The sequence below is a fragment of the Synechococcus sp. M16CYN genome (genome assembly GCF_040371545.1).
In the GTDB taxonomy this organism is placed as follows: Bacteria; Cyanobacteriota; Cyanobacteriia; order PCC-6307; family Cyanobiaceae; genus Parasynechococcus.
The window spans coordinates 1,096,386-1,121,278 of the sequence record NZ_AP029048.1 but is presented as its reverse complement, the minus strand read 5'-3'; the positions used below and the strand labels follow the sequence as shown (position 1 = coordinate 1,121,278).

The window sequence follows — 24,893 nt, the reverse complement described above, 5'->3', positions numbered from 1 at the left end:
TGCTTTTAACATAAGAAGGTCATTGTCATTAATGTAGCGCTGACCGAAGTCCGTCAAGGCAAAATTTCTTGATTAGAACACCAAAAGGAACTAGGTTTGTCAGTTTGCGATATAAGCTTTATTTAGTAGTTATTATAATGATTGTTAAGAACTTAACTTTATGAGAATTAAAAGCAATAAAATACATTGAGCAGAATTAGAATCAACAAGTGCTATTATTTATATAAATATTTTAAGCTAATAACCAACAGTTTATCAATGATATTCAAGCTAGTTTCAGCATTTTATGTTCATATAAACTGCGTAAACCATTAGCATTAATAAATTTTACTTAAGTGATTATCAAAACTAATTAGGAAGTATAAGATATTTAGCTCAAAACTTTTTATTAATAAGATAAATAAATAAGGATATTAATTTTAATCTAACGGCAGACGGTATGTATGTTAAACTTATCCAGTCTGATAGAGGGTAATATATTCGCTATAAAAATTACACTATTAGAAAAAATTATCAATTTAAGTGCTTAGATTGTAAACAATCAAAGATTTATTAGATTTAATATTTGTCTCAATTTATATATAGAGCACCTCAAATTTAAAATTAGTTTTACAATAAATTACGATAAACTAATTTAATTCGTAATTAATGATAATATCTCTTGAGATTTAAACTAAATTATGAAAACAGCTATTTTATATTACTTAGTGGATTAGCGTTATCGCAATATATGTATTTAAGTATATTTTGAAAGAATTGCAATTATTATTTCTATATAAAGATATTAATTAATTATAGCGTACAATAATGTCCACAATCCTAATAGTTTTAATCTGTCTTCAATAATTAAAGCATGGCAAAATTCATATAATTACATTGAATAATAGAAAGACTAATAAAATACTGTATTATGTTTTATTTAATGTTATTAAAGGTTAACAATAACTTAGTTTATATTGATTAGTACATTACTTTTAGATCAATATAAACTTAACGCATAAAAAGTCTTCTTGTTTAATAACTATTAACAGCAGTTAAAATATTATTAGTTTTTAGAAGTCATGAACTAGTACATACGCTAAAATTTTTAGATCAGTTGTATACTAAAAACACAGTAATTAATTCTTATAGAATAAAAAATCACTATTCATGCAAAAAATATAAAATTATTTAGTGCAATAAAGTATTGAATACTATCGCTAAAGACTATTTATTAATTTAATAGCGTAAACTGAATAAAGTATGTAAATTTTCCTAAGGCAAATAATATGAGGCGAATCAAATTTTATGTAGTTAAGATTTTTAATATTTAACCTATATACTTCAGAACAATAAAAAATAAGAATATCCTAACAATAATAATCTAAATATTTTAAGAGAATATATGCTAAATATTGTCATTTTTTAAGTTAGATAATAATAATTTACTAGTTAACATTAAATAACTCAAATTTTACGTAAATATCTTTATTTTATTTATAACAGTATTTGCTCTAGCTAATATTTATATGTATTGAATCAGTTACCTTAGCAGTAGCTGTAAATTTACTAAATAACTGAGGCAAAATGCATTTACAATAAAACTAAAGAGTTAAGAATTAGTTCAATAAGTAAAATTGTTAATAATACAGAATAAATTCTATAAGATAACAAAATTATCATGTATAAAACCTATAAGAAACTAATTATTTTTTAAATAAGCAATATAAATTTTATTTGTATAAATATGATCCTTCTGAGATAATCAAATCAAAATAAGATATCAATCAATAAGTTAGAGCTTAATAAGCTTAAACTAAAAATTTATATTAGTATTTAGTTTTATTCATTAGTTTAAGTTTAAGAGTTATGGTTAAGGATTAACCTATTAATATTATAATAAATGATTACTTTAAATTTTTAATTAATAATTAGCAGATACTAAAATTATTAGCTTGCAATAAAAGTTACTATAGATTTTAAGAAAATTAGTTACATATATTAACTAATTAATTTAAAGAACTAGACTATATATCCTTTGAAAGTTTATAGATTAAAATATTAAGAATTTGGCACAAAATTGCTAACTTAAGGTAAGAACAATTTGTATTAGTATGATATTGCTATAAATTCATATTTTTCTTATAAAGAAGTTAAATTTTAAACTTGACAAGCTATTCAACATACTAAAAATCATTGATTAGGGTATAATTAAAACATTGAGCTCATTTTTTAATAAATAAAGAGTAATAAATTTAAAATTTAGTCAAGACATAGTTAATCTTATCTGATTATAGATTGCATATTTCTCATAATTAGTTTAGTTCTTGAAACTAAAAATCTCAAATAATTATCTGACAATCAAGTATAATAGCCTTTTAATATAAAAACTTTCATGCGGTTTGAGATAAAATCTTTTATTAACAAATAAATATCTAATTACTCTTGCTAACTTTAGCTTAAGTTAGCTTAACATGTTTAATTGACAACAAATTCTATGTTTTAGTAACAGAGACAATTAAAATTAATTAGATTTGACTTTCTGCTTCAAAAATTTTGGTAAAAACATAAAAGTACTTTGGTTCATGAAAAAGCGTTCAATCAAACATAGCTTTATATTGAACTTTTTAGAAGATAAAATTTTATTGAAATTAATTTTAAAGAAAATCTAATACTCTTAATATCTCATGTATTTAAACTTTTGCCTAAGTTATTGAAAATACTGATTTTAATAGACAGATCAAATAGAGTTATTTAATGTAGTAATCTCGTAGTCAAAATTTCTACTTAAAACTAGAAATTTTTAGACTTATTTACATTCAAAATCCTCTAGCAATCCCTACAAGTGTGTAAAAGAATTGCTAATAGCAAATCTTAACAGTGTGAGAAACTAGATTTTGTACATATAATGCTTAGAAATAAGAGTATTACGGCAAACTAAGACATAATCAATTGTATGGTGATAACCTCATTACATCACAAATCCAAAATGCAATGTACACGATTGATAAAGCTCGTCAAATTTTTCCGGATACTCAAACAGCTGATGCTGTCCCTGCTATCACCGCCCGTTTCAAGCTGCTGAGTGCGGAAGACCAATTGGCACTAATTTGGTTTGCATATCTTGAAATGGGTCAAACTATCACCGTTGCTGCCCCTGGTGCAGCGCGAATGGCTCTTGCTCGTCCTACTCTTGACGAAATTTTAGAGATGAGCTTTGATGAACAGACTAAGGTGATGTGCGATCTCGCAAGCAAAATCAACTCTCCGATTGCAACGCGCTATGCATTTTGGTCCATTAATGTTAAGCTGGGCTTCTGGTATGAGCTCGGAGAGCTTATGCGTGCGAGTAAAGTTGCACCAATCCCCCCCGGTTACAAACTTTCAGCTAACGCATCCTCAGTCTTAGAAGCTGTCAAGAAAGTTGAACAAGGTCAACAAATTAGTTTGTTACGCAACTTTGTAGCTGATATGGGCTTTGATCCAGATGTTACAGATGATCAAATACAGGCTGAGCCAATTATAGCGCCTACCCCGAATGATAAACGTGAAAAGATTTTTATTCCAGGTATTCTAAACCAAACAATTATTAGTTATATGGAGCTTCTTAATTCTAATGATTTTGATCAACTAATTAACCTATTTCTAGACGACGGAGCTCTTCAACCTCCATTTCAACGTCCTATCGTTGGACGAGAAGCCATACTGAAATTTTTCCGTCGTGATTGTCAGAACTTGAAGCTAATGCCACAGGGCGGCTTTAGTGAACCTGCAGATAGTGGATTTAACCAAATTAAAGTTACTGGAAAAGTACAAACTCCATGGTTTGGCCAAGAGGTTGGCATGAATGTTGCATGGCGTTTTTTATTAGATGAAAATGATAAAATTTATTTTGTTGCTATTGATTTACTTGCTTCTCCAGCCGAACTGTTAAAACTTGGTGGCAAATGAAATAGATCTAGTTCCAATCCATCGCCAAAGTTTACTTATAGCAACTTTGGTTGGTTTGGCTTGGTTATTAACTTTAGTAATCGCTATATCCAGGGATATTCATCAATGGACAGTAGCTTGGATTTTAACTTTTATTATATTGCGATCATTTCTACACACGGGACTATTTATTCTTGCTCATGATGCTATGCACTATAGTTTAGCACCATTAAATAAGGAACTTAATAATCAAATAGGAAAAATTTGTTTATTTTTATATGCAGGTTTATCCTTTGAATCTTGTTCCCAAAAGCATTCACTTCATCATCAATTTCCTGAGTCACCGCTTGATCCTGATTTTCATTTGTCTGTAAGCTCAATGCCTTTTAACTGGTATTTTAAATTTTTAATGAATTATTTAGGCTATAAGCAGTTATTTATTTTAGTCAGTGCTTGGTTTTTTATGCTTCAAATAATAAATTCGTGTTCTATTAAAAATATAATTTTCTTTTGTATATTGCCATTAATCATTAGCTCATTTCAATTATTTACCGTAGGTACATGGTTACCACATAAACAAACGGGGACTAATTCTAAAAAACGATTTCCAAGCAGTCTTTCACTTCATCCAATTATCTCATTTGCAGCTTGCTATCACTTTGGCTACCATCTAGAACATCATCTGAGCCCGAATACGCCATGGTTCAAACTACCTGATCTACATCGTACATCACTGAAAAGTGAGCTCGCTAGCGTTAGCGTTGATCGTGCTCTTTAAATTCCCACATCATTTCATGACGCCCGCTGACTGGACATCACAGGAAGAACAAGTTGCTCGCCACGTATTTAATATAGGAAAACAGCGTTCAATTAAATTATTGATTTCAACTCTTCAATCGAAATGCTCAACTCTTGATACTGATGAATCAGTATGGACGTTACATGATTTTCTTAGCACTGAGAGACATATATTTGAAGGTAGATCAGAGTTTGACTATAATAATATTCTGTTTACACTGGCTGATTTACTAAAACGGCAATTGATTACTCTAGAAGAAATAAAAGGATTAAATCCTAAAAAACTTGCTAAGATTAAAGCGATGTCAATGTTCTAGTCCTATACACTCTTGGCATTCTAATTCCTATAGTACAAGATTATTTTTCTATGTGTTAGTCTAAACCTAAATTTCTTAAATATTCAGCCTAGAGAGATGAATAAAATACTAAGTAATTTCTTTGAAATAAGAACTTAAATCTGATCTTAAGTTAACTTAAATAAATTGCAAGAGCTGTGAATTAGTGGTATTTTATTATTCTAAAAATTTATTAACCTTAAAACATAGAGTAATAAATCGAGCAAATAGCATGAAATACTATAGTCTTAACGTATATTTTTATATGTGGCATTATGTTTAGTAGTTAAGTAATCTTACTGCTGAAACACTATATTAACAGCCATAATTTTAACTTTAGGGATTTAGATTGATATACAATAACATTGATTCTTTGATGTATTCTTAAACTTTACTTAAAAATTAAACCAATAAACATAATTGTTTATTAGTTTAATTATATGGTATTAAAACCTTTTAATTAAAATTAAAGATATGTGCTAGATCAACTAATAACAAATAACTTCAAAAATAAAATATTTTAAAGATTTAACTGTTTGACTAAGATTTATATTTTAGATACGATTTCTTGTAAAGAATACTAATCTAGACAATTAAATTTTGCTAAATATTAGAACTATCTTAATAAAATTAACCTAGAAAGGTATCGTCAGTTTATTTATACTAAATACGTATTTGACAGGTCACAGGAAAGGCTAGTATACGGTATTATAATACTTATATTTTAACTATGAACGGTAAAGATTAAAATTAACTAATTTTAATATATCTATAATTCTTTTACTTGGATAATAATATCATCAGTGTGTACACTTAGTTACTTTTCGTAATTTAAAAACAATTTAAATTAACTTAATTGTTTTATCTACAACGCTTATATTTAAATAGCCTTAAAGTATAATAAATACGAATGTACTAAATTTCCTCAATATTTACAATACTAATTACTTTAATGTAGATATTGTTTTATTGAGTTAAACTTTATATTTATCGATTTAAGCATTCATAATAGCTAACTTAGCTTATAGCTAAACTTTATCTGTTGCTCTAATCAGATCTAGAATAATTTAAGTTCTTGAGTAAATTTCTAAATTTTAATTATTGTAAGTAAATTACTCTATATGCAAATTTTACTTATAAAGATAAAAATTATATTTATGTCAGAATAAATAATAAATTATTCAGATTTGTTAATAACTTGAAACTATTAGCTGATATCTCAACCAAAGTAATTCAAGTTGAATCTATGTTGCATTTTAATTATTCAGGTTTCGAAATTAACATAATGAGAATTCGAGCATTAAAAATGCTTATTGTTTATTAATTGTAATGATAGAGATTTTAGGCTCATTTTAAATAATAATCGCAAGTTTTACAAGAATAAAAGTTAATATGATAAATTTAATTCTCATTGTGTCAATAGTACATTAGCATATAGACCTATTAACTTAATATTAGTTATAAATAATGTATATTTTGTTTTGCTGAAATTATAGAATCTTACTTAAGGTAAAAATAATTTAGTTCTGTTAGTGTTTCTAAGATTGCTGCGTAAACGTCTATACTAGAGGATAAAATTTTACACAATCTATGTAAAACTCTTATTCAAGAAAGTACTTTTACCCTGCATAAAACTAATGACGACTATTCGGTTTATCTTGGTCCGGTACTGTCTGCGGGAGATTAGCAAGTAACCAAGCCCAAAGAGTTGTAATAGCAGCACCAAATGCTAGAAGAGCTAGAAGTTTAGTTTCCATTCAATTAGGATTAGGATAGTCTTTGCCGGGCAATGTATCCGTTACGATTGTAAGAAAGGAAATGAATACGGTGGCAACTACAAAGGTTGTCATAATGTTGTCGCAAGACTACACAAAGATAATTCACATGACGTTACAAAAAGTCGTGGTAGATACAATTTGCTTTTAATGAGTAAAATTACTCATTAAAACTGTTGATTTTCTTAGATATGTTTTTAAGCATTATGTATTAAGTATTATTGTCAGTAAATTTTAACAGAACAGACTTGATTCAAACGCATTGATGTGATGACTTCTTCATGCTTTTTAAAACTCATTGCAAGAGATTTGAGTTTTATCTCATACTCTATAAACTTTCTTTACGAAATAGACGAGTATAATTCATACAATGGCCAACAAGGTATTGCATCTCCCTAGTCTGTATTCGATTTGTTCCTGAAGCTAAAAAACCGTTGATTGACTTGCCGACGATACAAAATACTTAGTATCAAGCATATCTCAATATGCACAGTCAATTTTCCCTAATTGCTGTGTACTTCCCAAAAAAATTAGATAGTAGGTCATACAGGTAAGCCTTGTCTAACTCCTATAACTCAGAAAAATACCTGAGGGAGGTTATTTCTTTGTCTTTCTACAAAGCCCAAACATCATTATAAGACTGCCCAAATTCATAAGGATATGGGCAATGTAGATGAGGACCAGTGTAGCTGACTAGAATCTAGCTACAAAATGCCATATAGCAATTCTATAATGCAAATTACTGGAAGTATAAACGAAATTATTTATATAAAATGGATGGTAGCGTAAGCCAGTTCTCCATCGAGTAGAACGTATAGTATCAGGCTAGAGTTATAGGACAGCGCTTAATTTTTTTAAATCCTTAAGAGTTAGCAAAAAATAGTTGAGAAAGATTAAAATGGGAAATCATATTTTATAAACAGTGGCTATAGTAAGAGGCATGCAATTGAAATTAAATTAGTAAATCGGTCAAATTAGCCGGTTTTATATTTAGTCATTAGCAGAAAGGAAATTTCTTCCCACATAGAGACTGGACATGTCCCAAACTTATCTTGTCTAGTCGAGTCGTTAGCTACAGCCATAGACAAGTCTACTCATCCCACAAAAAGCAGTGGTGACAAGAAGACTGATAAAGTGGGTTCTTGTTTTGTTTTGGAGAACAGATGGATGAGTCAGGTCACAGTTGGTGAAAATGAGGGTATTGAATCAGCTTTACGGCGTTTCAAACGTTCTGTTGCTAAAGCTGGCATTTTTTCAGACCTTCGTCGCATCCGCCATCATGAAACTCCCGTCGAGAAGTACAAGCGTAAGTTGAAGCAACGTTCTCGTAATCGTCGTCGCTAAATTCAAGGTAACCCAAACAAGATTGGGGATTCTACTCTATGAAACTAATTTTCAACTCTGTTGCAAGAGTAAAATTTCGCTCAGCTACCCCACGCAAGCTGGTTTTGCTTTACTAAAGTCAATGCTTTTTTAGCCTTCCCTAATGTTTTTATTCAAACCATTCTGTTACATCAGTGCAGCTAAGATTATTAGCCTCAAACTAACAGTCGTTCTATTAACTGCCATGCTGATAAAATCTAACCTTCTTCGTGTTAAAATGTCGATTTTAGGTTCTTTGATCGGATTTATTATCTTAATAGGTGGTCTCATCAGTACAGGTATTCTTACAGTCGTGGCTGGCGGGGTAGGGGCAGTAGCTTACGCTTCTACGCAAAGACAAAATCTTTAAAAACAGACATTGAATTAATCTTTTTCTGTAAAAATATATTTCTTATACCCAGTCCAATACCCAACACAGATACAGTTACAAAAACTCTCAAAAACTTGACAATTTTGAGAGTTTAATTGTAAAATTTAGTACTCTGTCATGATTAGTTTAACTTGAATTTTGTTTGCTAAAATTTTGTAATGGAAAGTTAGTAACTAGAGATATTTAATTGCTCTTAAGAAGTTAGTTCTTTAGAAATTGCAATAGAATTAGCTTTAAAACACAAAGAATAACTATAAACTGAATTTATTTTTCAGCCTAATATAAAGTTAACAGCTTAAATATTGTTATCAATCTAGTAAATTAATTAAGCAAAAAATCATTCAAATAAATAAAGTACATAGGCTTTATCGCTTAAAATGAGTTTTTTAACTCTTTTAAAATATAGATTTAAAATAATATTTCTAAGACCATTTACTATTTTAAGCATTAGCATTCGTGCAGATCATAATAATATTATTATTTGTTTAAAAAAGACTTTAATATAATCTAAATTAGATAAGATAAGGATTGAATCTTGTTAAGATATATTTTATTCAGCTTGTTTTAAATATCAAGATCAGATTAGTAGTTAATTTTCAGCTTTAACTTAGAAGATAACCTTTAAACTTCTACTAAATATTTGGAATAGTTAAGGTTGATGCTACAAAAATAATATCTGCATTTAGTTATTCTAGGCTTTATTTAGCTATTTTTCATTAAGATTAAAATTGTAATCAAGTCAACTTATTAACAGTAAAAAATGAAATGATAATTAGGCGGTTAATTAATAATACTACCTAAAGTCAATTGCTACTAAGCCCCAAAACCTGTAACTAGTGTGGTTTGGCCTATATTGAGAGCTAATAGCCTGTACGAGGGAGGAGAAATCGAATAACATGTTTTCAGAAAAATTTAAAATTATTAACAATAGAATTGTACTTTATTATGGCAATATACTAAAAAAGTAATACACCTAAGAGCAGATAATTAAGATATATTTAGAACTTTTATCCAAGAATACTTTACAGATTTAAATAAAAATTCAGTCTAATTAAAGAAAGAAATTTGTTAGTATTATTTCTTATGATCTTAAGAGCTGGATAGATCATATCTAAGTTATTCACAATGTCTATTAGCGATAAAAAAATGAGCGTAGTGCCGTTTTAATGTGTTAAGAATCAGTATGTAGATCGAGGTAAAGTGAAGCCAGACTGCATATGGCCAAAATCTAGCATTATATAAATCAACCAAATTAAAAATGCTGCAATTCCTGCACCAACAGCAATCTTGGCTAAGGAGCGCCCAATCATTTCAAGCATGCTGATTTCTTTCATTTCGAAGAGAAGGAAACAAATAATATTCTTATCCGCAAGTCTACTAATAACGTCAAGACCTCAAGAGCAAGTGTGCGATTGTTACATATCAAGAAGCAAATAATAATTTAAATGATGTAAATAGATCTGAGTGAGTAAAAAGTTAAACGTAATTAATAATAACTATTAATAGTATGGACATTTACTTCTGCCGTCAGCTTTAAATACTTTAGTAAAAAATAATTAATATCTGGAATTTAATGAGTCTCCATCTAGTTTAAAAGACTGAATCTTTCGAACTCACTATAATAGTCAATTAGACAGTCTTTACTCTAAGAAATACACAAAAATGTTTATGTTAGCTATGAGTATCATGAGTTAAATTATGATCTTATATGAGTTTGTAAACGAAAAATTTAGAATTTTTATTCATAATTAGGGAAGCTATAGCTAAATCAATAAATTATGAATATTTATTTTAATATTGTTGAAGATTTTGAAAAATTACTAGAAAGACGGGTAAGCAATTTGGGGTTTGTTTCAAGCCATCGAACAATTAGCTCATCGACTGAGAATAGGCCTGGACCACAGGCTAATACAGATATAGCTGCAGCAAGATAAAGGCCTAAAAGTTCTAGTAAGTAAATATTAAATCCAGCCGTGGCAATTGCATGATAGATAGCAACGGTAATTGTTCCAGCTATAGCTAATGCCCCTAACCGTGTGAACAAGCCAGTGATTAAAAACCAACTACCAATAATCTCTGAAAATGCTGCAATATATGCTAATAGAACTGGAAATGGAAGATGTAAGGGGCGAACAAACGCGTCTGCAAAGTTTTCGATATTGATTAACTTTTCGTATCCATGATGGATTAAAAGTGTACCCGTGAACACTCTAAGTAGTAAAAGCCCGAAATTGGATAGATAAGGACGGGTAAGAATAGAGCGAATCATAAATTTGGTTAACTTCTATTTAGTTTAAAAAAGTTTTATAAAGCTACGTGGGCTTGCTGCACTACTCTATTAGAAAATCAGTATTTATACTCAAGAGTACAGTTGATCAAGCGCTTCAGCCATTGATACTGAAGGAAGGCTTTTATTACTGGTAACTTCAATAATCCGACCAATAGATGTAGGTGTTTTAAGGGCCTCTACACAACACTGTGCTACAAGTCGACGCGGAATAGAGTTACTTTCCTGTTGATCAGCTCGGCTCCAGTAAATTCCCTCTGTATCTAGATTGCAATCTCGTTCCGATAGCCCACCAGGACGAATTACTGTCCATTCCAATCCACTGCGCTCAAGCGCCCGTTCACCAATCCTTTTCCACACGAGGATTAGGCCAAACAAGTTGAGTGGATGTCGCCAACGGCCAGCACACAGGGAACTAACTAGCACTACTCGATTCACACCAACACGTCGACAACTATTGATTTGGCGCTGAACCCCCCATGCGTCCACACGCATAGGCCCGCTGAGGTCAATTGAGGGGCGAGCACCAGTAGCGATAATCAGGGCCTCGGTCCCGATCAAGGCTTGGTCAAGTGCTTTAGAGTCACCCAGGTTGAAGCGAACCTGATCACAGTTTAAAAGAGATGGGGGTAGAGTCGATTTATCACGGAGTAACAATCTTGGCTGAAATCCTGCTATCAGTAGCTCTTCAGCTGCTCGATATCCAGTCTTCCCTGATGCTCCGCTAACGGCAACGATACCTGTCATAACTTGACCCCAAAGCCACAGTAGATCTGTTAAGTCTACTGAATTAGCTTACTTAATAATAGCAAACAAGATATTTTCGTTCATTTAGATTGTACATGTTTAACAAACATAGGAACAAAAAACCATGTAAATCATGCAACATTTCTGTTACAGTAAAATGGGATTGTAAAGACCTATCTCAATCTCATTAAGAATACCCATTAATTATTGTAAAATAACCCTAGTCAATATAAAAGTTTATTTTTCAATAAATATAACTATAATTGGCCGCTCAAACATCTCTAATCTCTTCAAGATAGTATCAAAAATCCTTGAGTTTTATACTTTTTAATGTAATTATTGTTAATTTGATAAGCGATCTAAAAACTTTGAATGTAACTAATTTAACTTATGCTTTTTCGAATAGAATTTACTTGATAACAACTATTTTTCTATCTTGGATAGGCCTTGTGCTTAGTATAAAATACATTACGCTTTTTATCAAAGTGGTTTGACACATGTATTAATTATCTGTACACCCTGAGTTTAAGCTCAGCTGCGTTAAATGTGTTAAGCAATAGCTTCTTGTCTTTGATTATAAAGAGTAAAAGTTTATAGCAATTTCAAATTAATAATATTATAAACCCAAGAATTTCTATTTAGCTAATTCTTTCGATTTAATATGAACCTAAATTAATGCTGCCATATTTAATCGATTGTTCGAGCTTAATAAGAAACTTTGATTTCTTATAGTCAGATTAATTGTGATTCTTTATAATATAACCCGACTCTTTACTAGCTATCACTTAATCTAATAGGTAATGGCATTCAAATAAACTTTTGTTAGAAAAATCTCTAAAATAAAGATATAACAACTTTGCTAAAAGCCCGTGCAAATTTATGCTACATATTAGTTAAGTAAAGATAAAATAGTTAATTTTTATTGGAGTTATTAAAAAGCTTTGATATTTAACTATTTATAACTTTGTAAATAGTCTAAAAGCTTAGATTTGAATCAGACGTATGCTGATATCCACTCGTATCTTGCTCTGATAGGAGCATGTTAAGGCTTTAAAGTTTGAGCCATAGGGCAGTATATTAGATATGTTTTCTTTTTGAAAAGACATCTCAGTGTCTATTTCTCGTGTACACGGAGATCACAAATAAGTTTTCAAAATCCTAGTTTTATTTTTATAGACATCACTCTTCGCTCGAAATTTTTTGATCTAATTTAGAATCGATATCTTTTAAAAATCGGCTTGAGAATCGAATCCCTAAGACTACGGCAGTGGCTCCATAAATCATGAATGTGAATGCTTGACCAAGAGTGCCCTCTGTGTACACACCTCCGGCAAGGAGCATCCAATCCATAAGAGAAGCAACTACTCCCCAAGCTGTAACGCAAACAGATACATAAGCGATTCGTCGGAAAATTGAGTTCATGGGGGCGTATGCCAGTGTCAAGACTTTTTGAAGACTAGGAAACCTGCGGTACGTTTTTACTTGCCATGCTCTTTTGAAGAAGATAGTTAACTCAAGTTCTAGAAGTGTTCTTGTTTCTTAGAACGGTCCACCAAGTTAAATTTGTTCATAAGGCCCGAACGATCAGATGCTCCTTTAATCTTACTGGTACAGGGAATAAATGATGCCAAAAAAGCGCCGCAAACTGAGCAAAGAGATGGAAGCGGATATGACCGCAGCCAAACGGAAAATCGAATTGATCAGTGCCCTGATCAACGACATTCGCGATGAGGAGATCCAAGAAGAGTATATGAGTGCTTTCATTCATATACGTTCGGTTGTAGTGAATCTCGTGGCTAAATACACTACCGACGGGTTTTGCAGAGAAACCGAAAGCTTGCTATCTTCTTATCAAGAGCTTATTAAAAATTTTGAAGAAGAATATGAACTGTAAAAGCAATGATTATAATTAATCTGTTGAGATATTGACGGATTCGGATAAATCTGTTAAGCAGATTATTTGAGTAGATAGCAATAGTCACACCCAGATAAATCTGTAAGTTAGAGTAGAATTGATCCTAGAACTAATTATCAGCAATAACACTTATAAATTGATTTATGTTGTCGTTTTTAGATATTAGTGGCTGACTAGCAACCATAAAGGGATAAAATGATCATTTCTAGGTACTTGCGCTGCGTAGATTATGAAATACTTATTTTAGCAAAAGCTTTCATATTTGAGCACTTACTTGGGTTGTAACTGAATGGCAATATCCTTATCCTTAAGTTTATCTAGTGAACAAATGCTCCGTGCCCTTACGCGAAAATCGAAAACAGGTATCGTCACTTCGTTTAAAAATCACACTATTAGTAGCAAGCTGTGGGCCCCTAATAGCTATTGGATTTTGGCTTCAATCGAAAGGCTTTTTTAACTAAAAAACAATAGGATAATATTTCCTTATTTCTATTAATAAAATTAACTACTAGCATCTAGTAATTTGTGCTAAGGTCTAGTTTTTTAATCATATAAATAATTACATTTGAGTAATACTACATTATTAGAGTTAATAATATAGCGTTTGTAATTACATTTAACTTAAGAGATTTAATTTGTAAATAAGATAAAACTATTACATAGTTTTATGAGTTAGATAATTAATATTCAGGATTTACTTATTTTTGTATTATTAAAATAATATTTATATTAGCAAGACTTATTTTTAGCACTTACTAAAAAATTTAGTTAATAAAATATATGGTCTAATTTAATTGTTATATAAAAATAACTTTAAATAAGTTGACTTGATCATAGAAAATTAACAGTTATTATTTATATATATCAAGAAAATAAAACTCTAATTAAAATTAATTCTAGCTTTTACTATACAGAATTAAGTTTTTTGTTAGAATTTTAATAATTAATTGAACCTTATATAAGAATATAAAATGACAATAAACTTAGACTAATATTAGTTTAATTATTAAACTATAGTCAAAAATTTAAACTTAGATTTGCTTTTAATATTTTTAATAGTATTAAAAATATTAAATTTAATAATTACTCCAATAGATTATCTAAATCGTTTAATAGATATTGTCTATTATATTTTAAATTTGATTGTTAGTCAGAAAATTTGATGTAGTAAAAAATATCGCTACTCTATTCCTTAAGATTTGTAAAATTAACATATAAGAATAGATAGTAAAAAATCATATTAATGAATTAATTTGACTGATGTAAACTAGATTACAAAGTTAGCTAGTGCTCAAAAGGCTTCTTCCTAGCCTATATTTATAAGATAACTATTAAATATAAAATAACTAGATAACTCGATAACTAGATACATCTAATTTTACTGAAAAATTAATGAACAATAAATTGAATATTTGATTAATTAAAAAAATTAATTTATTAAGACATTAAGCACTCTAAAACACCTATTATTTTAGCTGTACAAAAGATACTTAATATAAACAAAGACTTTAATAGTCTAATTATAAAAATAATCAGCTAGGAAATTAGACTGATTTAAAAAGATAAAAGATAAAAATCAGATAAAGAATTTAATTCTTAATAAAATGATTATATATCTAATTTAAAAGATTAAATCTGGCTGACGGATTTTGAGTCTAATTATAAATAATTGCGCTATAAAAGTACATAATAATGCTTAAGCACTTAGAGTATGGTGATAAATACTTGATTAAACAACTAACAATTTTCTTAAGATAAGATATAACTTAGTCAACATATATACTAATCTAATTTTTTATAGTACAAGTAATAAAATAATTAAGTTAGTATAAACTAATTAATTCTGAATAATTCAGTATAAAAGTTTGTTGACGTAAAAACTTTTTATTATTATCTCAATAATATTTAGCTGATTTTTAATATTAAAATTATTTAATAAAATTCAAGATATGTTTTTTAATTTATAAGCCTAACATAAATAGAAGCTTGATTTATATGCCAAGGTTACTAATAAATAATTATTTTACTTTGAGTTTGTTGTTTAATGTTATCCATCTTGTTCAAAAGAACATTCTAATAACGCAGCTGTAAGCAGAATTTTCATTCGTTGTAGCGCTTCTTGCTCTTGAGGATCCGGCCCACCAGGCCACCTTTCCAAATAGAAATTTACTGATCGATGCAAAAGACGAATAGCATCAATATCTAAATCAAATTGCAATCTAGGAAGAGGTTCGTTCATGCATTAATTGTCCCATCTTAAAGACGCCTTAAACTAAAAGTGAATCATAAGTCTCTATGATACTATAGTGTCTAATCACAAGAATTAATCAAGGGTAAAGATTGATAAAGGAAACAGAGTAGAAAAGTAAAAAAACCTCCGTCAGAAGACGGAGGTTTGGGAGGTTTCGGGTGATTCGGTTAATCGAAACCGGGCTGTCTACATTGACTTTAGATCAACCAATTGCAGGTGCCTGCAGAGCCACAGGAGTGGATTCGGCAGCTGCTAGATCCAGAGGGAAGTTGTGAGCGTTGCGCTCGTGCATTACTTCCATGCCAAGACCGGCACGATTCAACACATCGGCCCAAGTATTCAAGAGACGACCTTGACCATCAAGAATGGACTGGTTGAAGTTGAAACCATTCAGGTTGAAGGCCATGGTTGACACGCCAAGAGCGGTGAACCAGATGCCAACAACGGGCCAAGCAGCCAGGAAGAAGTGAAGGCTGCGGCTGTTATTGAAAGATGCGTACTGGAAGATCAGACGACCGAAGTAGCCGTGAGCAGCAACGATGTTGTAAGTCTCTTCCTCTTGGCCGAATTTATAGCCGTAGTTCTGGGACTCGCTTTCGGTCGTTTCACGCACCAAGGAGGAAGTCACCAGTGATCCGTGCATTGCGGAGAACAAGCTACCGCCGAAAACACCTGCAACACCCAACATATGGAAGGGGTGCATCAGAATGTTGTGCTCTGCTTGGAACACCAACATGTAGTTGAAAGTTCCAGAAATGCCCAGGGGCATTGCATCTGAGAATGAACCCTGACCGAAGGGGTAGACCAGGAACACTGCGGAAGCAGCAGCGACAGGAGCGCTGTAAGCAACACAGATCCAGGGGCGCATACCCAAGCGGTAGGACAGTTCCCACTCACGTCCCATATAGGCGTAAATGCCGATAAGGAAGTGGAAAACAACGAGCTGGAAAGGACCGCCGTTGTACAGCCACTCGTCGAGTGAGGCTGCTTCCCAAATGGGATAGAAGTGCAGGCCGATGGCGTTACTGGAAGGAACAACAGCACCGGAGATGATGTTGTTGCCGTACATCAAAGAGCCAGCGACAGGCTCACGGATGCCATCGATGTCAACCGGAGGTGCGGCAACAAAAGCGATGACAAAACAAATGGTGGCAGCCAACAGAGTTGGGATCATCAGTACACCAAACCAACCGACATACAGACGGTTATTGGTGGAAGTGACCCACTCACAGAAAGACTGCCAACTAGAAGCGCTGGAGCGCTGCTGGATGGTTGTGGTCATGAGAACGGAAAGAAGTGTCCTCGAAAGGACGGTTTAGGGAAGGGACAGGAAGCCCTGCCCAAGGCGACTGTAAAGCAATATTGCGTTGTTTGGCAATACGCTTTGTGAGCTTGGGATCCGAAAGTCCCGTCATAACTGGGCGATTCAGAAAGACTTAAGATTTCAAAAGCTGGATTTTGACGCGGTTCTAGTACGCCAACCGTGCTTTGAGCTGTGCTTTCGAGAAATTATTTTAAATTTGTCTGTGCTCTATTATTCCTCAGTATAGGCAGTTAAGAGTGGAACAAGTAGTGGCTTATCCACAGAGAGATACTGGTCAACGACTGATCCAATTGCGAGGCTGAGATCAGCTCTAGGTGAATTAGGTGGCCCGGTTTTCGCGACTTAGCTGGTTTGTTGCAGTAGCAGTTTCTTTGTCAGGTTGCTCTCAGTCAACCCCTCAATCAAACGGTAACAGAGGATTTAAAGCAATGTTAGAACGGCTTGAGCTGAGGGTGAACCAGCTTGAACATCAGCTCAACGACATAGGAAGATCCGCCATCCCTCCAGACAGCAAAACACCGACTGGACCATTGCGCTCTCTCACACTTAGAATGGGCACCAAAGATGATCGACTTCGGTTGTATTGGGGTGATGGGCAAACTAGTAATCTGACCTGTAGTCAAGAGGGAAACGGAATTTGGGCTTGTGGTTAGCCACTGGCAGGGAGCTGTTTACTTCAGAATCTCTGCCAGTCGCTGCAGCCAGTTGGTCTTAACAGCCCACACCTCCCGATTTGTTAGCGAAAATGCAATACGCTTCTCAGCGTAGGCCGCTTCATTAATAAAGACGGGAATCTGTTGATCTTCGAGGATTTTGCTCTGCATACTCATCCCGTCGGCTGTCTCAAAGACCGGGGATGCTCGCGTCAGGGGAACCCAGTTCTTGCCTTGAAGTCGATGATGCAGTAGAGCCTGTGGTTGATCAGCTTCTGCTCTGGGTAGGTCACAGCTACCGAGATGTCGATGGACCACTAGGTGTTTTGGGAGACGGGCTACACCGGAACGCACTCCAGCAAGAGCTGCCAAGCATGTTTCAAGCGCTAGTCGGGTTTGGCGCACGATACGGGCCTCAAGAACCCCCTGCGGTACAGGTCCCACCTCAATCACGAGACCGCAAGGCCAGCATTCAACTAGAAAACCTGTTTGAGAAGAGTCTGCTTCGTGTAAGTAAACTGGTAGCCCTAAGGCTGCTTGAACTAAAGCTGCCAGGGCTAAATCAGCAGCCCGACGTCCATAGAGAATAAGAGCACTTCCCATCGCTGCAGTGGTGCTATGCAAATCAAGAGCTATTGCGCAAGGCTCAATTCCACTCGGCCCGTGCGAAGCGAGCAAATATTGTGCCCGTTGCATCTCCACATCTCCGCCTTGCTGTTGAAGAAGATCCGTTTTAAAGCTTCGGTTGAGATCGCGATCAATGTAGCGACGCATTGAGGCTCGCGCCTGAGGATTCCCAATTAACGGTCTAACAGAAAGCCCAGCCTTATCTATCAAATCAGGCTGGTGAGCCCATTGTTCGAGCAACCAAGGGGCATTGATCTCATTACCATGGGTCCCTGCAACAATTAGGACATCACAGGTGGCCATAGGGTGTGGGAGGGTTTTTGCCTGACTGAAGCACAGAGCCAAGGTAACGTTGGCCTGTCACAACCACAGTCATTACGCTGGCGACGGATTTATGGCGATTCCACCTGTCGTTGTAATGGCAGCCAGGGCCGGTTGGCATTGGCAATGGCAGCAGCTGATGGACGGTCTTGGCCCCGCTGACGCCGAGGGCAATTATCGTAGACCTAGCAGTGACTACCTTCAAGCTGAACTGCCAAATCCTCCAGACCTTGAGTTTCGTAAAACTGACCAACGTCCCTGCTTAATTGTCAGCCACAGCTGCCCATGGGCTCACCGTGCTTGGCTTGTCTATCAGATGCGTGGTCTTAAGAATAGCCTCAATCTAATCGTAGCCCAAGCGGATCATAGTGCCGGAAGATGGCAACTCGATCCGCCTTGGTTAGGCTGCGATAGCTTGCTCGAACTCTATCAACGCTGCGGGGCAATTCACTCTCGTCGAGCAACTGTGCCGGTGCTAGTGGATCCAATGCAACCAAAAATTCTTGGTAATGAAAGTGCCCAACTCGTAGAAGTGCTTAACCGCTGGCCTACCGCAACAGAGGACCTTGATCTCGCTCCGCCACAGTTTCAGGAGGGTATTCAAAACTGGCAAAACCTGTTGCAATCATCTGTGAATGATGGGGTGTACCGCTGCGGTTTCGCTCGCAATCAAGCTGCATACGATCTAGCCGAAACAGCGCTTTTCGAGGCTCTCGAACACGTTGAGGCAAGCCTGGTGCGGTCTGGTCCATGGCTTTGTGGGGAACAGCTCACGTTGGCGGATATCCGTTTATTCCCTACTTTGATTAGATGGGAGATGGTTTATGCCCCGCTATTTGGTTGCAGTCGTCGCTCTCTTTGGCAGTTTCCACAACTCTGGGATTGGCGCCTTCGCTTCTATAAGCAACCAGGAGTTCAGGCAAGTTGTAATGATAAGGCCTGGAGGCATGATTACTTTGGTGCTTTGTTTCCGCTGAACCCAAGTGGAATTGTCCCAACTGGACCGGAACTGACCACATTGGTTAATAGTCATATTCCACATATTCCAAGGTGATGTCCATGCCTGACCCCCAGTTTGAAGGCACTTATGGCCCCTATACGATCACTGCGGCAGATCGACAGGAAGTGCAGCGATACCGCGTTGCCCTATTAGTGGCGGGTCTGGCCATGACAAGTGGACTTGTGCACTGGTGGCAATTTGGAAATCACTGGGCGTGGTTATGGCTGTTACCGCTCATCACTGGGCTCGGCATGGCTCTACAGTGGATTCATATTTATATGCAACCTTTACACAATACTCTCAAGTTACTTTGGCTATTGGGATCTCTCGGCTGGGGAGCACTTTTATTGCGAGTCGGGCCAAGCGAGGCGCTTGCCGCTCTGACTGTTCGACCGTCGTGGATACTGGTAATCGGCCCCTTTTTTGCAGCGTTAGCGGGTGTTGGCTTTAAAGAATTTTTCTGCTTCCGACGACCAGAAGCCATCGGTCTTACTCTGCTTTTGCCCATTGCTCTCCTAGGGCGACTCGTGGGAATGGTAAGTATCAAGTTATGTGCCGGCTTTCTTCTAACAGCAGGGGCTTTAATGGTGTTGTTAGCTCTTCGCAAGTTTGGCATGGAAGCATCTACAGATGTGGGAGACAAAAGTGTGTTTGCTTATCTAAGGGCTGGCACATCGCGGGCACATAGCAAATCCGACCAACCTATATGAGTGATTCAAAAAACTTCGACGTCTAAATCCAATCTTGTTAGTCAACTTTTACCTCACAATATTAGTGAGTAAAAACGTCTCAAATTAATCGTTTCAAATAACCCTAGGAGATCCACGTTGCCAAAGTTGCTCTCTGGAAACCGATTCTTGTGAAAAGAACGAACAGTGTTGTTCTCCTAGATTTTGCATTAAACTAGTAAGTTAGCTAGGACAACTGCATGGGTTACATCAAGAGCGACAATTCTGAAGTAAGCACTGTAAAGGTAGAGTTAAGTATTATTTTCACTATTTCTTTAGTGTTGTAAATAATGTATAATTACCGCTTTAATAAATGATAAAGCCTTATTGAGATAAAAACCTAATAAATTAAGTATCGACAATATACTGACAGATTGATTACAAAACTCACATCTCATCCAGATGTACCCTTATATAAATAAACTTACAAACTATGCTGCAATTACAAGGTGGTTGCGAAATCAGACCAGAAAGAGAGAATCCTAGAGACTGACAACCAGGGTAGCCTTATTTTAGGAGGTTAATCATTATATATTCGGTTATATAAGCTGTCAGATAATAAAAATAGATAGCGATCGAACTCATATGTAGGCAAAACAACTATAGCAAAATCCTAGAATACAGGGGAGAAAAAAGACTTGACTTAAAACTGCAGCTGCAAAATTTTTAGGTACATTGTAACAGTTTATTTGGCTTTGGTAAAGCGAACAGTACAAGAAATTTAATTTCAAAAAACTAGGAAGATATGTTTGTTTGCTGGCGAAAAAACTAAATCAGACTAAAAAACTTGAAATAGCCGTTTTAAATATCCTAACCAAACAAACGAATTTTTAAGAAAAATTCTCAGCATCGCAACCGATAAACACTGCTGACAGCTTGTTTTATATGGAAGGCTTGATTTTTTGTGAATTGAGCTTAGAATATCACGCTAACATTTGATTCTTAACCTCAACAAAAGCAAAAAGTATACTTTATTAAGTTTATCAATGGACATCGACAGACGACATTAGGTTAATTAAGAGTAAGTTGCGTTTAGATTGGGGAAAGCTGTGCAGACCGATTCTTCTAACCAAAAGATCAAGGTGTTTAACCGAGATAAGTGAATAAAGCCTAAAGTAATTAATTTCTTTAAAGCAAAACTCGATTGCATTGAGAAGTAATTAGGTAGCCATTCGAGAGCTTTTAAATGCTTCCTGTTTACTCCAAGTCAAAGTCGTATTTTGTTAAACTGATTACTAAGAAACCTAATATTCTAAGGAATTTCTTAATAAACTTGTATAGACTACTTGCTTAATTGAACGAATTCATTAAAGATGATAGCACTAGAATCAGAAAGATCGCCAAGTTATGGTACTATTGAAGCGGAAACTTACTCTTAGAAGAATTGTTGACAGGCCCCACCCACCAAGGTGTTAGCTAAGGCAGCCAAGCAAGTGAAATACAAAATCGAACCAGCCTGATAAAAGAACTACCGTAATCTAAAATAAGAAAGTTTTACTGTAGAGGAATGTCTTTTCGAAAATAGTATAAACATGACTGTCATCGAACCTGTATCAACCGAATTGCCGATACTTACCGGTCAGGCTATTCTAGCAGCTGACCTTACTTTTTTCAGAAGGTCATGGCTTCAAGAAAGCAACGCAAAAAACCGGGTAAGCCCGATTAAAGTCCCCCAAGGCCAAAAATTAAATCTATGAAATCCATCGACGAGCACATTCAGAAGGATCAGTCCGAAATCGAAGCAGCCAAGGCCACTGGCGATGGCGCGAAGCTCCGCCACCTCACCGAAGAGTTAAAATCACTCGAGGAGTACAAAGAGCATAATCCTGAAGATAAGCACGACCCGACCTCACTAGAGCTCTACTGCGACGCAAATCCTGATGCTGATGAGTGCCGGGTTTATGATGATTGAGCGTTCAGTAAGAACTTAGAAACCAAAACTGCGTTTTAAGGGGCTGTATTTATTTCCGTAGTTCGGTTAGCAGTCCCTGATTTTTGAAAAAGAGTCTGCGTGATTAGACATTTTGCGTCATACCATCAAGCCGATTTCACAAATAAAGTTCTATTTGTTTAGTATCTGAGACTAAAATTAGCAACTATTCGAGGATAATGTTGCCAACTTCAGTGTTATATGGTCAACTTGAGACATTGAATTCATGACTAGACCCCGAGTTCACTCCAAACGCTGTCAAGTAGACCGCTAAGATTTGCCCCAATTGCTGCTGAGATACCCTGAACAGGACGCTTACTGGCCGATTCAAGGTCAGCTGAAACTCTCAGTAGATCACTCTCTTGAAGGAGTTCTTTTTTGCTCAATACAAGCAGTCTCGGCTTGTTAAGCAGTTCATGTCCATATGCCTTTAACTCTCGTTCAACCACTCGCAGATCCTCGACGGGATCATCAGAACCAGCATCCACGAGATGAATTAGCAGGCGCGTTCTTTCGATATGTCGGAGGAAATCGTGACCGAGGCCCGCACCTTGAGCAGCACCAGCAATTAAACCTGGGATATCTGCAAAAACGGTGCCATCACCACTGGGACGTCTTACTACACCCAAGTTAGGGATGAGAGTGGTAAAAGGATAATCTGCTATTTTGGGACGAGCTGCCGATATTACAGCGATTAGCGTACTTTTACCAGCATTAGGCAATCCAATAATTCCTACTTCGGCCAGTAGTTTTAACTCCAGCTGCAGGAGCCATTCTTCCCCATCATGACCTTTAGTGAATGTCTTTGGGCTACGGTTACGATTGCTCAAGTAATGCGCGTTGCCCAGGCCACCGCGCCCCCCGTAAGCTACGGTCAGCCTAGCCCCTGAGTTAATAAGGTCCCCCAGGAGAATACCGGTGGTGAAATGACGCACTTCTGTCCCACAGGGCACCTTTACAACTAGTTCACGCCCAGATGGTCCGGTGCGCTTATTCGGACCCCCTCTTCGGCCGTCGTTTGCTGCAAACAAACGTTTATATTTGAAATCTAACAAAGTTTGTAAATTGCCATCTGCTTCCAACACCACATGTCCGCCATGTCCGCCGTTCCCCCCTGAAGGGCCCCCATTAGGAGCGTACTTCTCCCTGAGGAAGCTAATGATACCATCACCACCGCGGCCACCCCGCGCCGAGACGCGCGCCTGATCAATAAACTGCACGGCAGCATGATTCAGATTTAGCCTCCGATCCTAGGCTTAAAGCTAGGTGCAACACTCGATTGTCCAGCGTCTACCTTAAAGCTCTCAGCAAGACCTACCCTAGGCGACGCGGACAAGCACCCATAGAGGTATTAAGACGGCTTAATTTCAAGATTAAGGATGGCGAATTCCTTGTCTTACTGGGACCTTCGGGATGCGGAAAGAGCACTCTGTTGCGTTTGCTGGCAGGCTTGGACAGCCCAACTTCTGGTGAAATCCTGATCGGCGATCGTCCCGTCAACCTTGTGCGACCCGCTCATCGAAACGTGGCTATGGTATTTCAGAGCTACGCGCTTTACCCTCATCTCAGTGTGAGGGACAATCTCAGCTTTGGACTACGCCGGAGTCAAACTCGTTCCCTGTTGCAACAGCTGCAAGATCAGTGCAGTCGCGTCACTCGCCAGCTGCCAAGTTCACTCCACATCAGGTCAGATCGAGAAAGATTAATTGCAGAACGAGTTGAAGCAGTAGCTGAGGTTTTGGAGTTGGGTCCACTGCTTAACCGGCTACCAAAGGAGCTATCTGGAGGTCAAAAACAGCGCGTAGCTTTAGGTCGTGCCATGGTGCGGAGGCCAGCAGTTTTCTTAATGGATGAGCCGCTTAGTAACCTCGACGCCAAACTCCGCAACAGCACGCGCACCCGCATAATTGAATTACAGAGAGAGCTCGGCACTACTACAATCTACGTCACCCATGATCAGGCTGAAGCCATGACTATGGGGCACCGCATTGCGGTTTTAAACCAAGGCAAGCTCCAGCAACTAGGCACCCCGATGGAGCTCTACAACTGGCCATCGAATTTGTTTGTTGCCCAGTTCATTGGTGACCCGCCGATGGCTCTTTTACCCGTTCGTGTAGGACCCAATTCCACTTTGCTTCTCGGCGACAGAGAAATTCCAGTTGAAGGTCAGATGGCATCTTTCTTATCAACTCTTAAAGGGAAGCCACTAACGGCGGGATTAAGACCAGAGGGGTGGAGACTAGTCCCTGCTACAAGCCATAGCTTGTCCGCGGAAATCAACCACTGTGAAACGCTAGGAAATGAACAAGTAATCACTTGTCGTCTACTTAAAGACAATCATTTAATCCAAATACGTACCCAGCTAGATTCAGCCGTCCATTCTGGACAAATTTTGCATCTATCCCCAGATCCTAGCGGGTGGAGGTTATTTGATAAGACTGGCAATATAGTTACGTTACCAGGACAAGCAGTGGCACCAAGTCTTCGACCGTCAAAGATGCCGTAGTTCGGCAAAAGTTATTGGACATTGAATCAACGAT

20 protein-coding genes are annotated in these 24,893 nt (G+C 36.0%); 11 read left to right on the top strand and 9 right to left on the bottom strand.

What is annotated here, in order from left to right; translation table 11 throughout:
• The first annotated feature begins 2,973 nt into the window (after nucleotides 1-2,973).
• The 4 genes from ABWV55_RS05480 (at nucleotide 2,974) to ABWV55_RS05465 (ending at nucleotide 6,366) form a co-directional block, all read left to right on the top strand.
• Nucleotides 2,974-3,930 (top strand): orange carotenoid protein N-terminal domain-containing protein, encoded by a 957-nt coding sequence (locus ABWV55_RS05480; RefSeq protein ID WP_353292604.1) that lies wholly within the window; start codon nucleotides 2,974-2,976, stop codon nucleotides 3,928-3,930.
• Nucleotides 3,920-4,687: a fatty acid desaturase gene (locus ABWV55_RS05475; RefSeq protein ID WP_353292603.1), complete on the top strand. Its 768-nt coding sequence runs from the start codon at nucleotides 3,920-3,922 to the stop codon at nucleotides 4,685-4,687. The genes ABWV55_RS05480 and ABWV55_RS05475 overlap by 11 nt, the downstream gene beginning before the upstream one ends.
• Before the next feature lie 16 nt (nucleotides 4,688-4,703).
• On the top strand, nucleotides 4,704-5,024 hold the full coding sequence (locus ABWV55_RS05470) for a hypothetical protein (protein ID WP_353291158.1): 321 nt from the start codon (nucleotides 4,704-4,706) through the stop codon (nucleotides 5,022-5,024).
• A 1,129-nt stretch (nucleotides 5,025-6,153) separates the two neighbouring features.
• The gene (locus ABWV55_RS05465; protein ID WP_353292602.1) at nucleotides 6,154-6,366 is read left to right on the top strand and encodes a DUF1499 domain-containing protein; all 213 of its coding nucleotides are present in this window, start codon (nucleotides 6,154-6,156) and stop codon (nucleotides 6,364-6,366) included.
• Nucleotides 6,367-6,676: 310 nt separating this feature from the next.
• Here ABWV55_RS05465 and ABWV55_RS05460 read toward each other — a convergent pair whose 3' ends face one another.
• The gene (locus tag ABWV55_RS05460; protein ID WP_353291157.1) at nucleotides 6,677-6,799 is read right to left on the bottom strand and encodes a hypothetical protein; all 123 of its coding nucleotides are present in this window, start codon (nucleotides 6,797-6,799) and stop codon (nucleotides 6,677-6,679) included.
• A 1,185-nt stretch (nucleotides 6,800-7,984) separates the two neighbouring features.
• On the opposite strand from ABWV55_RS05460, the gene rpsU reads away from it, so the two are divergent.
• The gene (gene rpsU / locus ABWV55_RS05455) at nucleotides 7,985-8,161 is read left to right on the top strand and encodes a 30S ribosomal protein S21 (RefSeq protein WP_009790002.1); all 177 of its coding nucleotides are present in this window, start codon (nucleotides 7,985-7,987) and stop codon (nucleotides 8,159-8,161) included.
• Between the two features lie 2,195 nt (nucleotides 8,162-10,356).
• On the opposite strand, the gene ABWV55_RS05450 is transcribed toward rpsU, so the two are convergent.
• From ABWV55_RS05450 to ABWV55_RS05440, 3 genes are all read right to left on the bottom strand, one after another.
• Nucleotides 10,357-10,839: a DoxX family protein gene (locus ABWV55_RS05450; RefSeq protein ID WP_353291156.1), complete on the bottom strand. Its 483-nt coding sequence runs from the start codon at nucleotides 10,837-10,839 to the stop codon at nucleotides 10,357-10,359.
• Between the two features lie 90 nt (nucleotides 10,840-10,929).
• Entirely contained in the window at nucleotides 10,930-11,604 is a 675-nt protein-coding gene (locus ABWV55_RS05445; RefSeq protein WP_353291155.1) for an SDR family oxidoreductase, read from the bottom strand.
• A gap of 1,179 nt (nucleotides 11,605-12,783) precedes the next feature.
• Nucleotides 12,784-13,026, bottom strand: coding sequence for a hypothetical protein (locus ABWV55_RS05440; RefSeq protein ID WP_353291154.1), 243 nt, complete (start codon nucleotides 13,024-13,026; stop codon nucleotides 12,784-12,786).
• A 202-nt stretch (nucleotides 13,027-13,228) separates the two neighbouring features.
• Here ABWV55_RS05440 and ABWV55_RS05435 point away from each other — a divergent pair, with 202 nt between their 5' ends.
• The gene (locus tag ABWV55_RS05435; RefSeq protein WP_353292601.1) at nucleotides 13,229-13,498 is read left to right on the top strand and encodes a hypothetical protein; all 270 of its coding nucleotides are present in this window, start codon (nucleotides 13,229-13,231) and stop codon (nucleotides 13,496-13,498) included.
• A gap of 2,068 nt (nucleotides 13,499-15,566) precedes the next feature.
• Here the strand turns inward: ABWV55_RS05435 and ABWV55_RS05430 are convergent.
• The 3 genes from ABWV55_RS05430 to ABWV55_RS05420 all read right to left on the bottom strand — a co-directional run bounded on the left by ABWV55_RS05430 (nucleotide 15,567) and on the right by ABWV55_RS05420 (nucleotide 17,185).
• Nucleotides 15,567-15,758, bottom strand: coding sequence for a hypothetical protein (locus ABWV55_RS05430; protein ID WP_353291153.1), 192 nt, complete (start codon nucleotides 15,756-15,758; stop codon nucleotides 15,567-15,569).
• Nucleotides 15,759-15,972: 214 nt separating this feature from the next.
• Entirely contained in the window at nucleotides 15,973-17,052 is a 1,080-nt protein-coding gene (gene psbA / locus ABWV55_RS05425) for a photosystem II q(b) protein (protein ID WP_353291152.1), read from the bottom strand.
• Nucleotides 17,015-17,185, bottom strand: coding sequence for a hypothetical protein (locus ABWV55_RS05420; protein ID WP_353291151.1), 171 nt, complete (start codon nucleotides 17,183-17,185; stop codon nucleotides 17,015-17,017). Before ABWV55_RS05420 ends, psbA begins: the two co-directional genes overlap by 38 nt.
• Before the next feature lie 232 nt (nucleotides 17,186-17,417).
• On the opposite strand from ABWV55_RS05420, the gene ABWV55_RS05415 reads away from it, so the two are divergent.
• Nucleotides 17,418-17,747, top strand: coding sequence for a hypothetical protein (locus tag ABWV55_RS05415; protein WP_353291150.1), 330 nt, complete (start codon nucleotides 17,418-17,420; stop codon nucleotides 17,745-17,747).
• Nucleotides 17,748-17,765: 18 nt separating this feature from the next.
• Here the strand turns inward: ABWV55_RS05415 and ABWV55_RS05410 are convergent, their stop codons facing one another.
• On the bottom strand, nucleotides 17,766-18,677 hold the full coding sequence (locus ABWV55_RS05410; RefSeq protein WP_353292600.1) for an aspartoacylase: 912 nt from the start codon (nucleotides 18,675-18,677) through the stop codon (nucleotides 17,766-17,768).
• Between the two features lie 91 nt (nucleotides 18,678-18,768).
• Here ABWV55_RS05410 and ABWV55_RS05405 point away from each other — a divergent pair, with 91 nt between their 5' ends.
• The 3 genes from ABWV55_RS05405 (at nucleotide 18,769) to ABWV55_RS05395 (ending at nucleotide 22,335) form a co-directional block, all read left to right on the top strand.
• Entirely contained in the window at nucleotides 18,769-19,749 is a 981-nt protein-coding gene (locus tag ABWV55_RS05405) for a glutathione S-transferase C-terminal domain-containing protein (RefSeq protein WP_353292599.1), read from the top strand.
• The gene (locus ABWV55_RS05400) at nucleotides 19,749-20,405 is read left to right on the top strand and encodes a DUF2301 domain-containing membrane protein (RefSeq protein WP_353292598.1); all 657 of its coding nucleotides are present in this window, start codon (nucleotides 19,749-19,751) and stop codon (nucleotides 20,403-20,405) included. Before ABWV55_RS05405 ends, ABWV55_RS05400 begins: the two co-directional genes overlap by 1 nt.
• A 1,711-nt stretch (nucleotides 20,406-22,116) precedes the next feature.
• Entirely contained in the window at nucleotides 22,117-22,335 is a 219-nt protein-coding gene (locus ABWV55_RS05395; RefSeq protein WP_353291149.1) for a CP12 domain-containing protein, read from the top strand.
• Between the two features lie 248 nt (nucleotides 22,336-22,583).
• Here the strand turns inward: ABWV55_RS05395 and obgE are convergent, their stop codons facing one another.
• Nucleotides 22,584-23,573 carry a GTPase ObgE gene (obgE, locus tag ABWV55_RS05390; RefSeq protein ID WP_353291148.1) on the bottom strand — a complete coding sequence of 330 codons (990 nt, stop codon included), beginning with the start codon at nucleotides 23,571-23,573 and terminating at the stop codon, nucleotides 22,584-22,586.
• A 59-nt stretch (nucleotides 23,574-23,632) separates the two neighbouring features.
• Here obgE and ABWV55_RS05385 point away from each other — a divergent pair, with 59 nt between their 5' ends.
• Nucleotides 23,633-24,859, top strand: coding sequence for an ABC transporter ATP-binding protein (locus tag ABWV55_RS05385; protein WP_353291147.1), 1,227 nt, complete (start codon nucleotides 23,633-23,635; stop codon nucleotides 24,857-24,859).
• The last annotated feature ends 34 nt before the right edge of the window (nucleotides 24,860-24,893 follow it).

Excerpts from the sequence above, each read along its gene's own strand:
- ABWV55_RS05480 (WP_353292604.1), top strand. The coding sequence starts at position 2,974 with ATGTACACGATTGATAAAGCTCGTCAAATTTTTCCGGATACTCAAACA.
- ABWV55_RS05470 (WP_353291158.1), top strand. The coding sequence starts at position 4,704 with ATGACGCCCGCTGACTGGACATCACAGGAAGAACAAGTTGCTCGCCAC.
- ABWV55_RS05460 (WP_353291157.1), bottom strand. The coding sequence starts at position 6,799 with ATGGAAACTAAACTTCTAGCTCTTCTAGCATTTGGTGCTGCTATTACA.
- rpsU (WP_009790002.1), top strand. The coding sequence starts at position 7,985 with ATGAGTCAGGTCACAGTTGGTGAAAATGAGGGTATTGAATCAGCTTTA.
- ABWV55_RS05450 (WP_353291156.1), bottom strand. The coding sequence starts at position 10,839 with ATGATTCGCTCTATTCTTACCCGTCCTTATCTATCCAATTTCGGGCTT.
- ABWV55_RS05445 (WP_353291155.1), bottom strand. The coding sequence starts at position 11,604 with ATGACAGGTATCGTTGCCGTTAGCGGAGCATCAGGGAAGACTGGATAT.
- ABWV55_RS05440 (WP_353291154.1), bottom strand. The coding sequence starts at position 13,026 with ATGAACTCAATTTTCCGACGAATCGCTTATGTATCTGTTTGCGTTACA.
- ABWV55_RS05435 (WP_353292601.1), top strand. The coding sequence starts at position 13,229 with ATGCCAAAAAAGCGCCGCAAACTGAGCAAAGAGATGGAAGCGGATATG.
- ABWV55_RS05430 (WP_353291153.1), bottom strand. The coding sequence starts at position 15,758 with ATGAACGAACCTCTTCCTAGATTGCAATTTGATTTAGATATTGATGCT.
- psbA (WP_353291152.1), bottom strand. The coding sequence starts at position 17,052 with ATGACCACAACCATCCAGCAGCGCTCCAGCGCTTCTAGTTGGCAGTCT.
- ABWV55_RS05420 (WP_353291151.1), bottom strand. The coding sequence starts at position 17,185 with ATGACGGGACTTTCGGATCCCAAGCTCACAAAGCGTATTGCCAAACAA.
- ABWV55_RS05410 (WP_353292600.1), bottom strand. The coding sequence starts at position 18,677 with ATGGCCACCTGTGATGTCCTAATTGTTGCAGGGACCCATGGTAATGAG.
- ABWV55_RS05405 (WP_353292599.1), top strand. The coding sequence starts at position 18,769 with ATGGCGATTCCACCTGTCGTTGTAATGGCAGCCAGGGCCGGTTGGCAT.
- ABWV55_RS05400 (WP_353292598.1), top strand. The coding sequence starts at position 19,749 with ATGTCCATGCCTGACCCCCAGTTTGAAGGCACTTATGGCCCCTATACG.
- ABWV55_RS05395 (WP_353291149.1), top strand. The coding sequence starts at position 22,117 with ATGAAATCCATCGACGAGCACATTCAGAAGGATCAGTCCGAAATCGAA.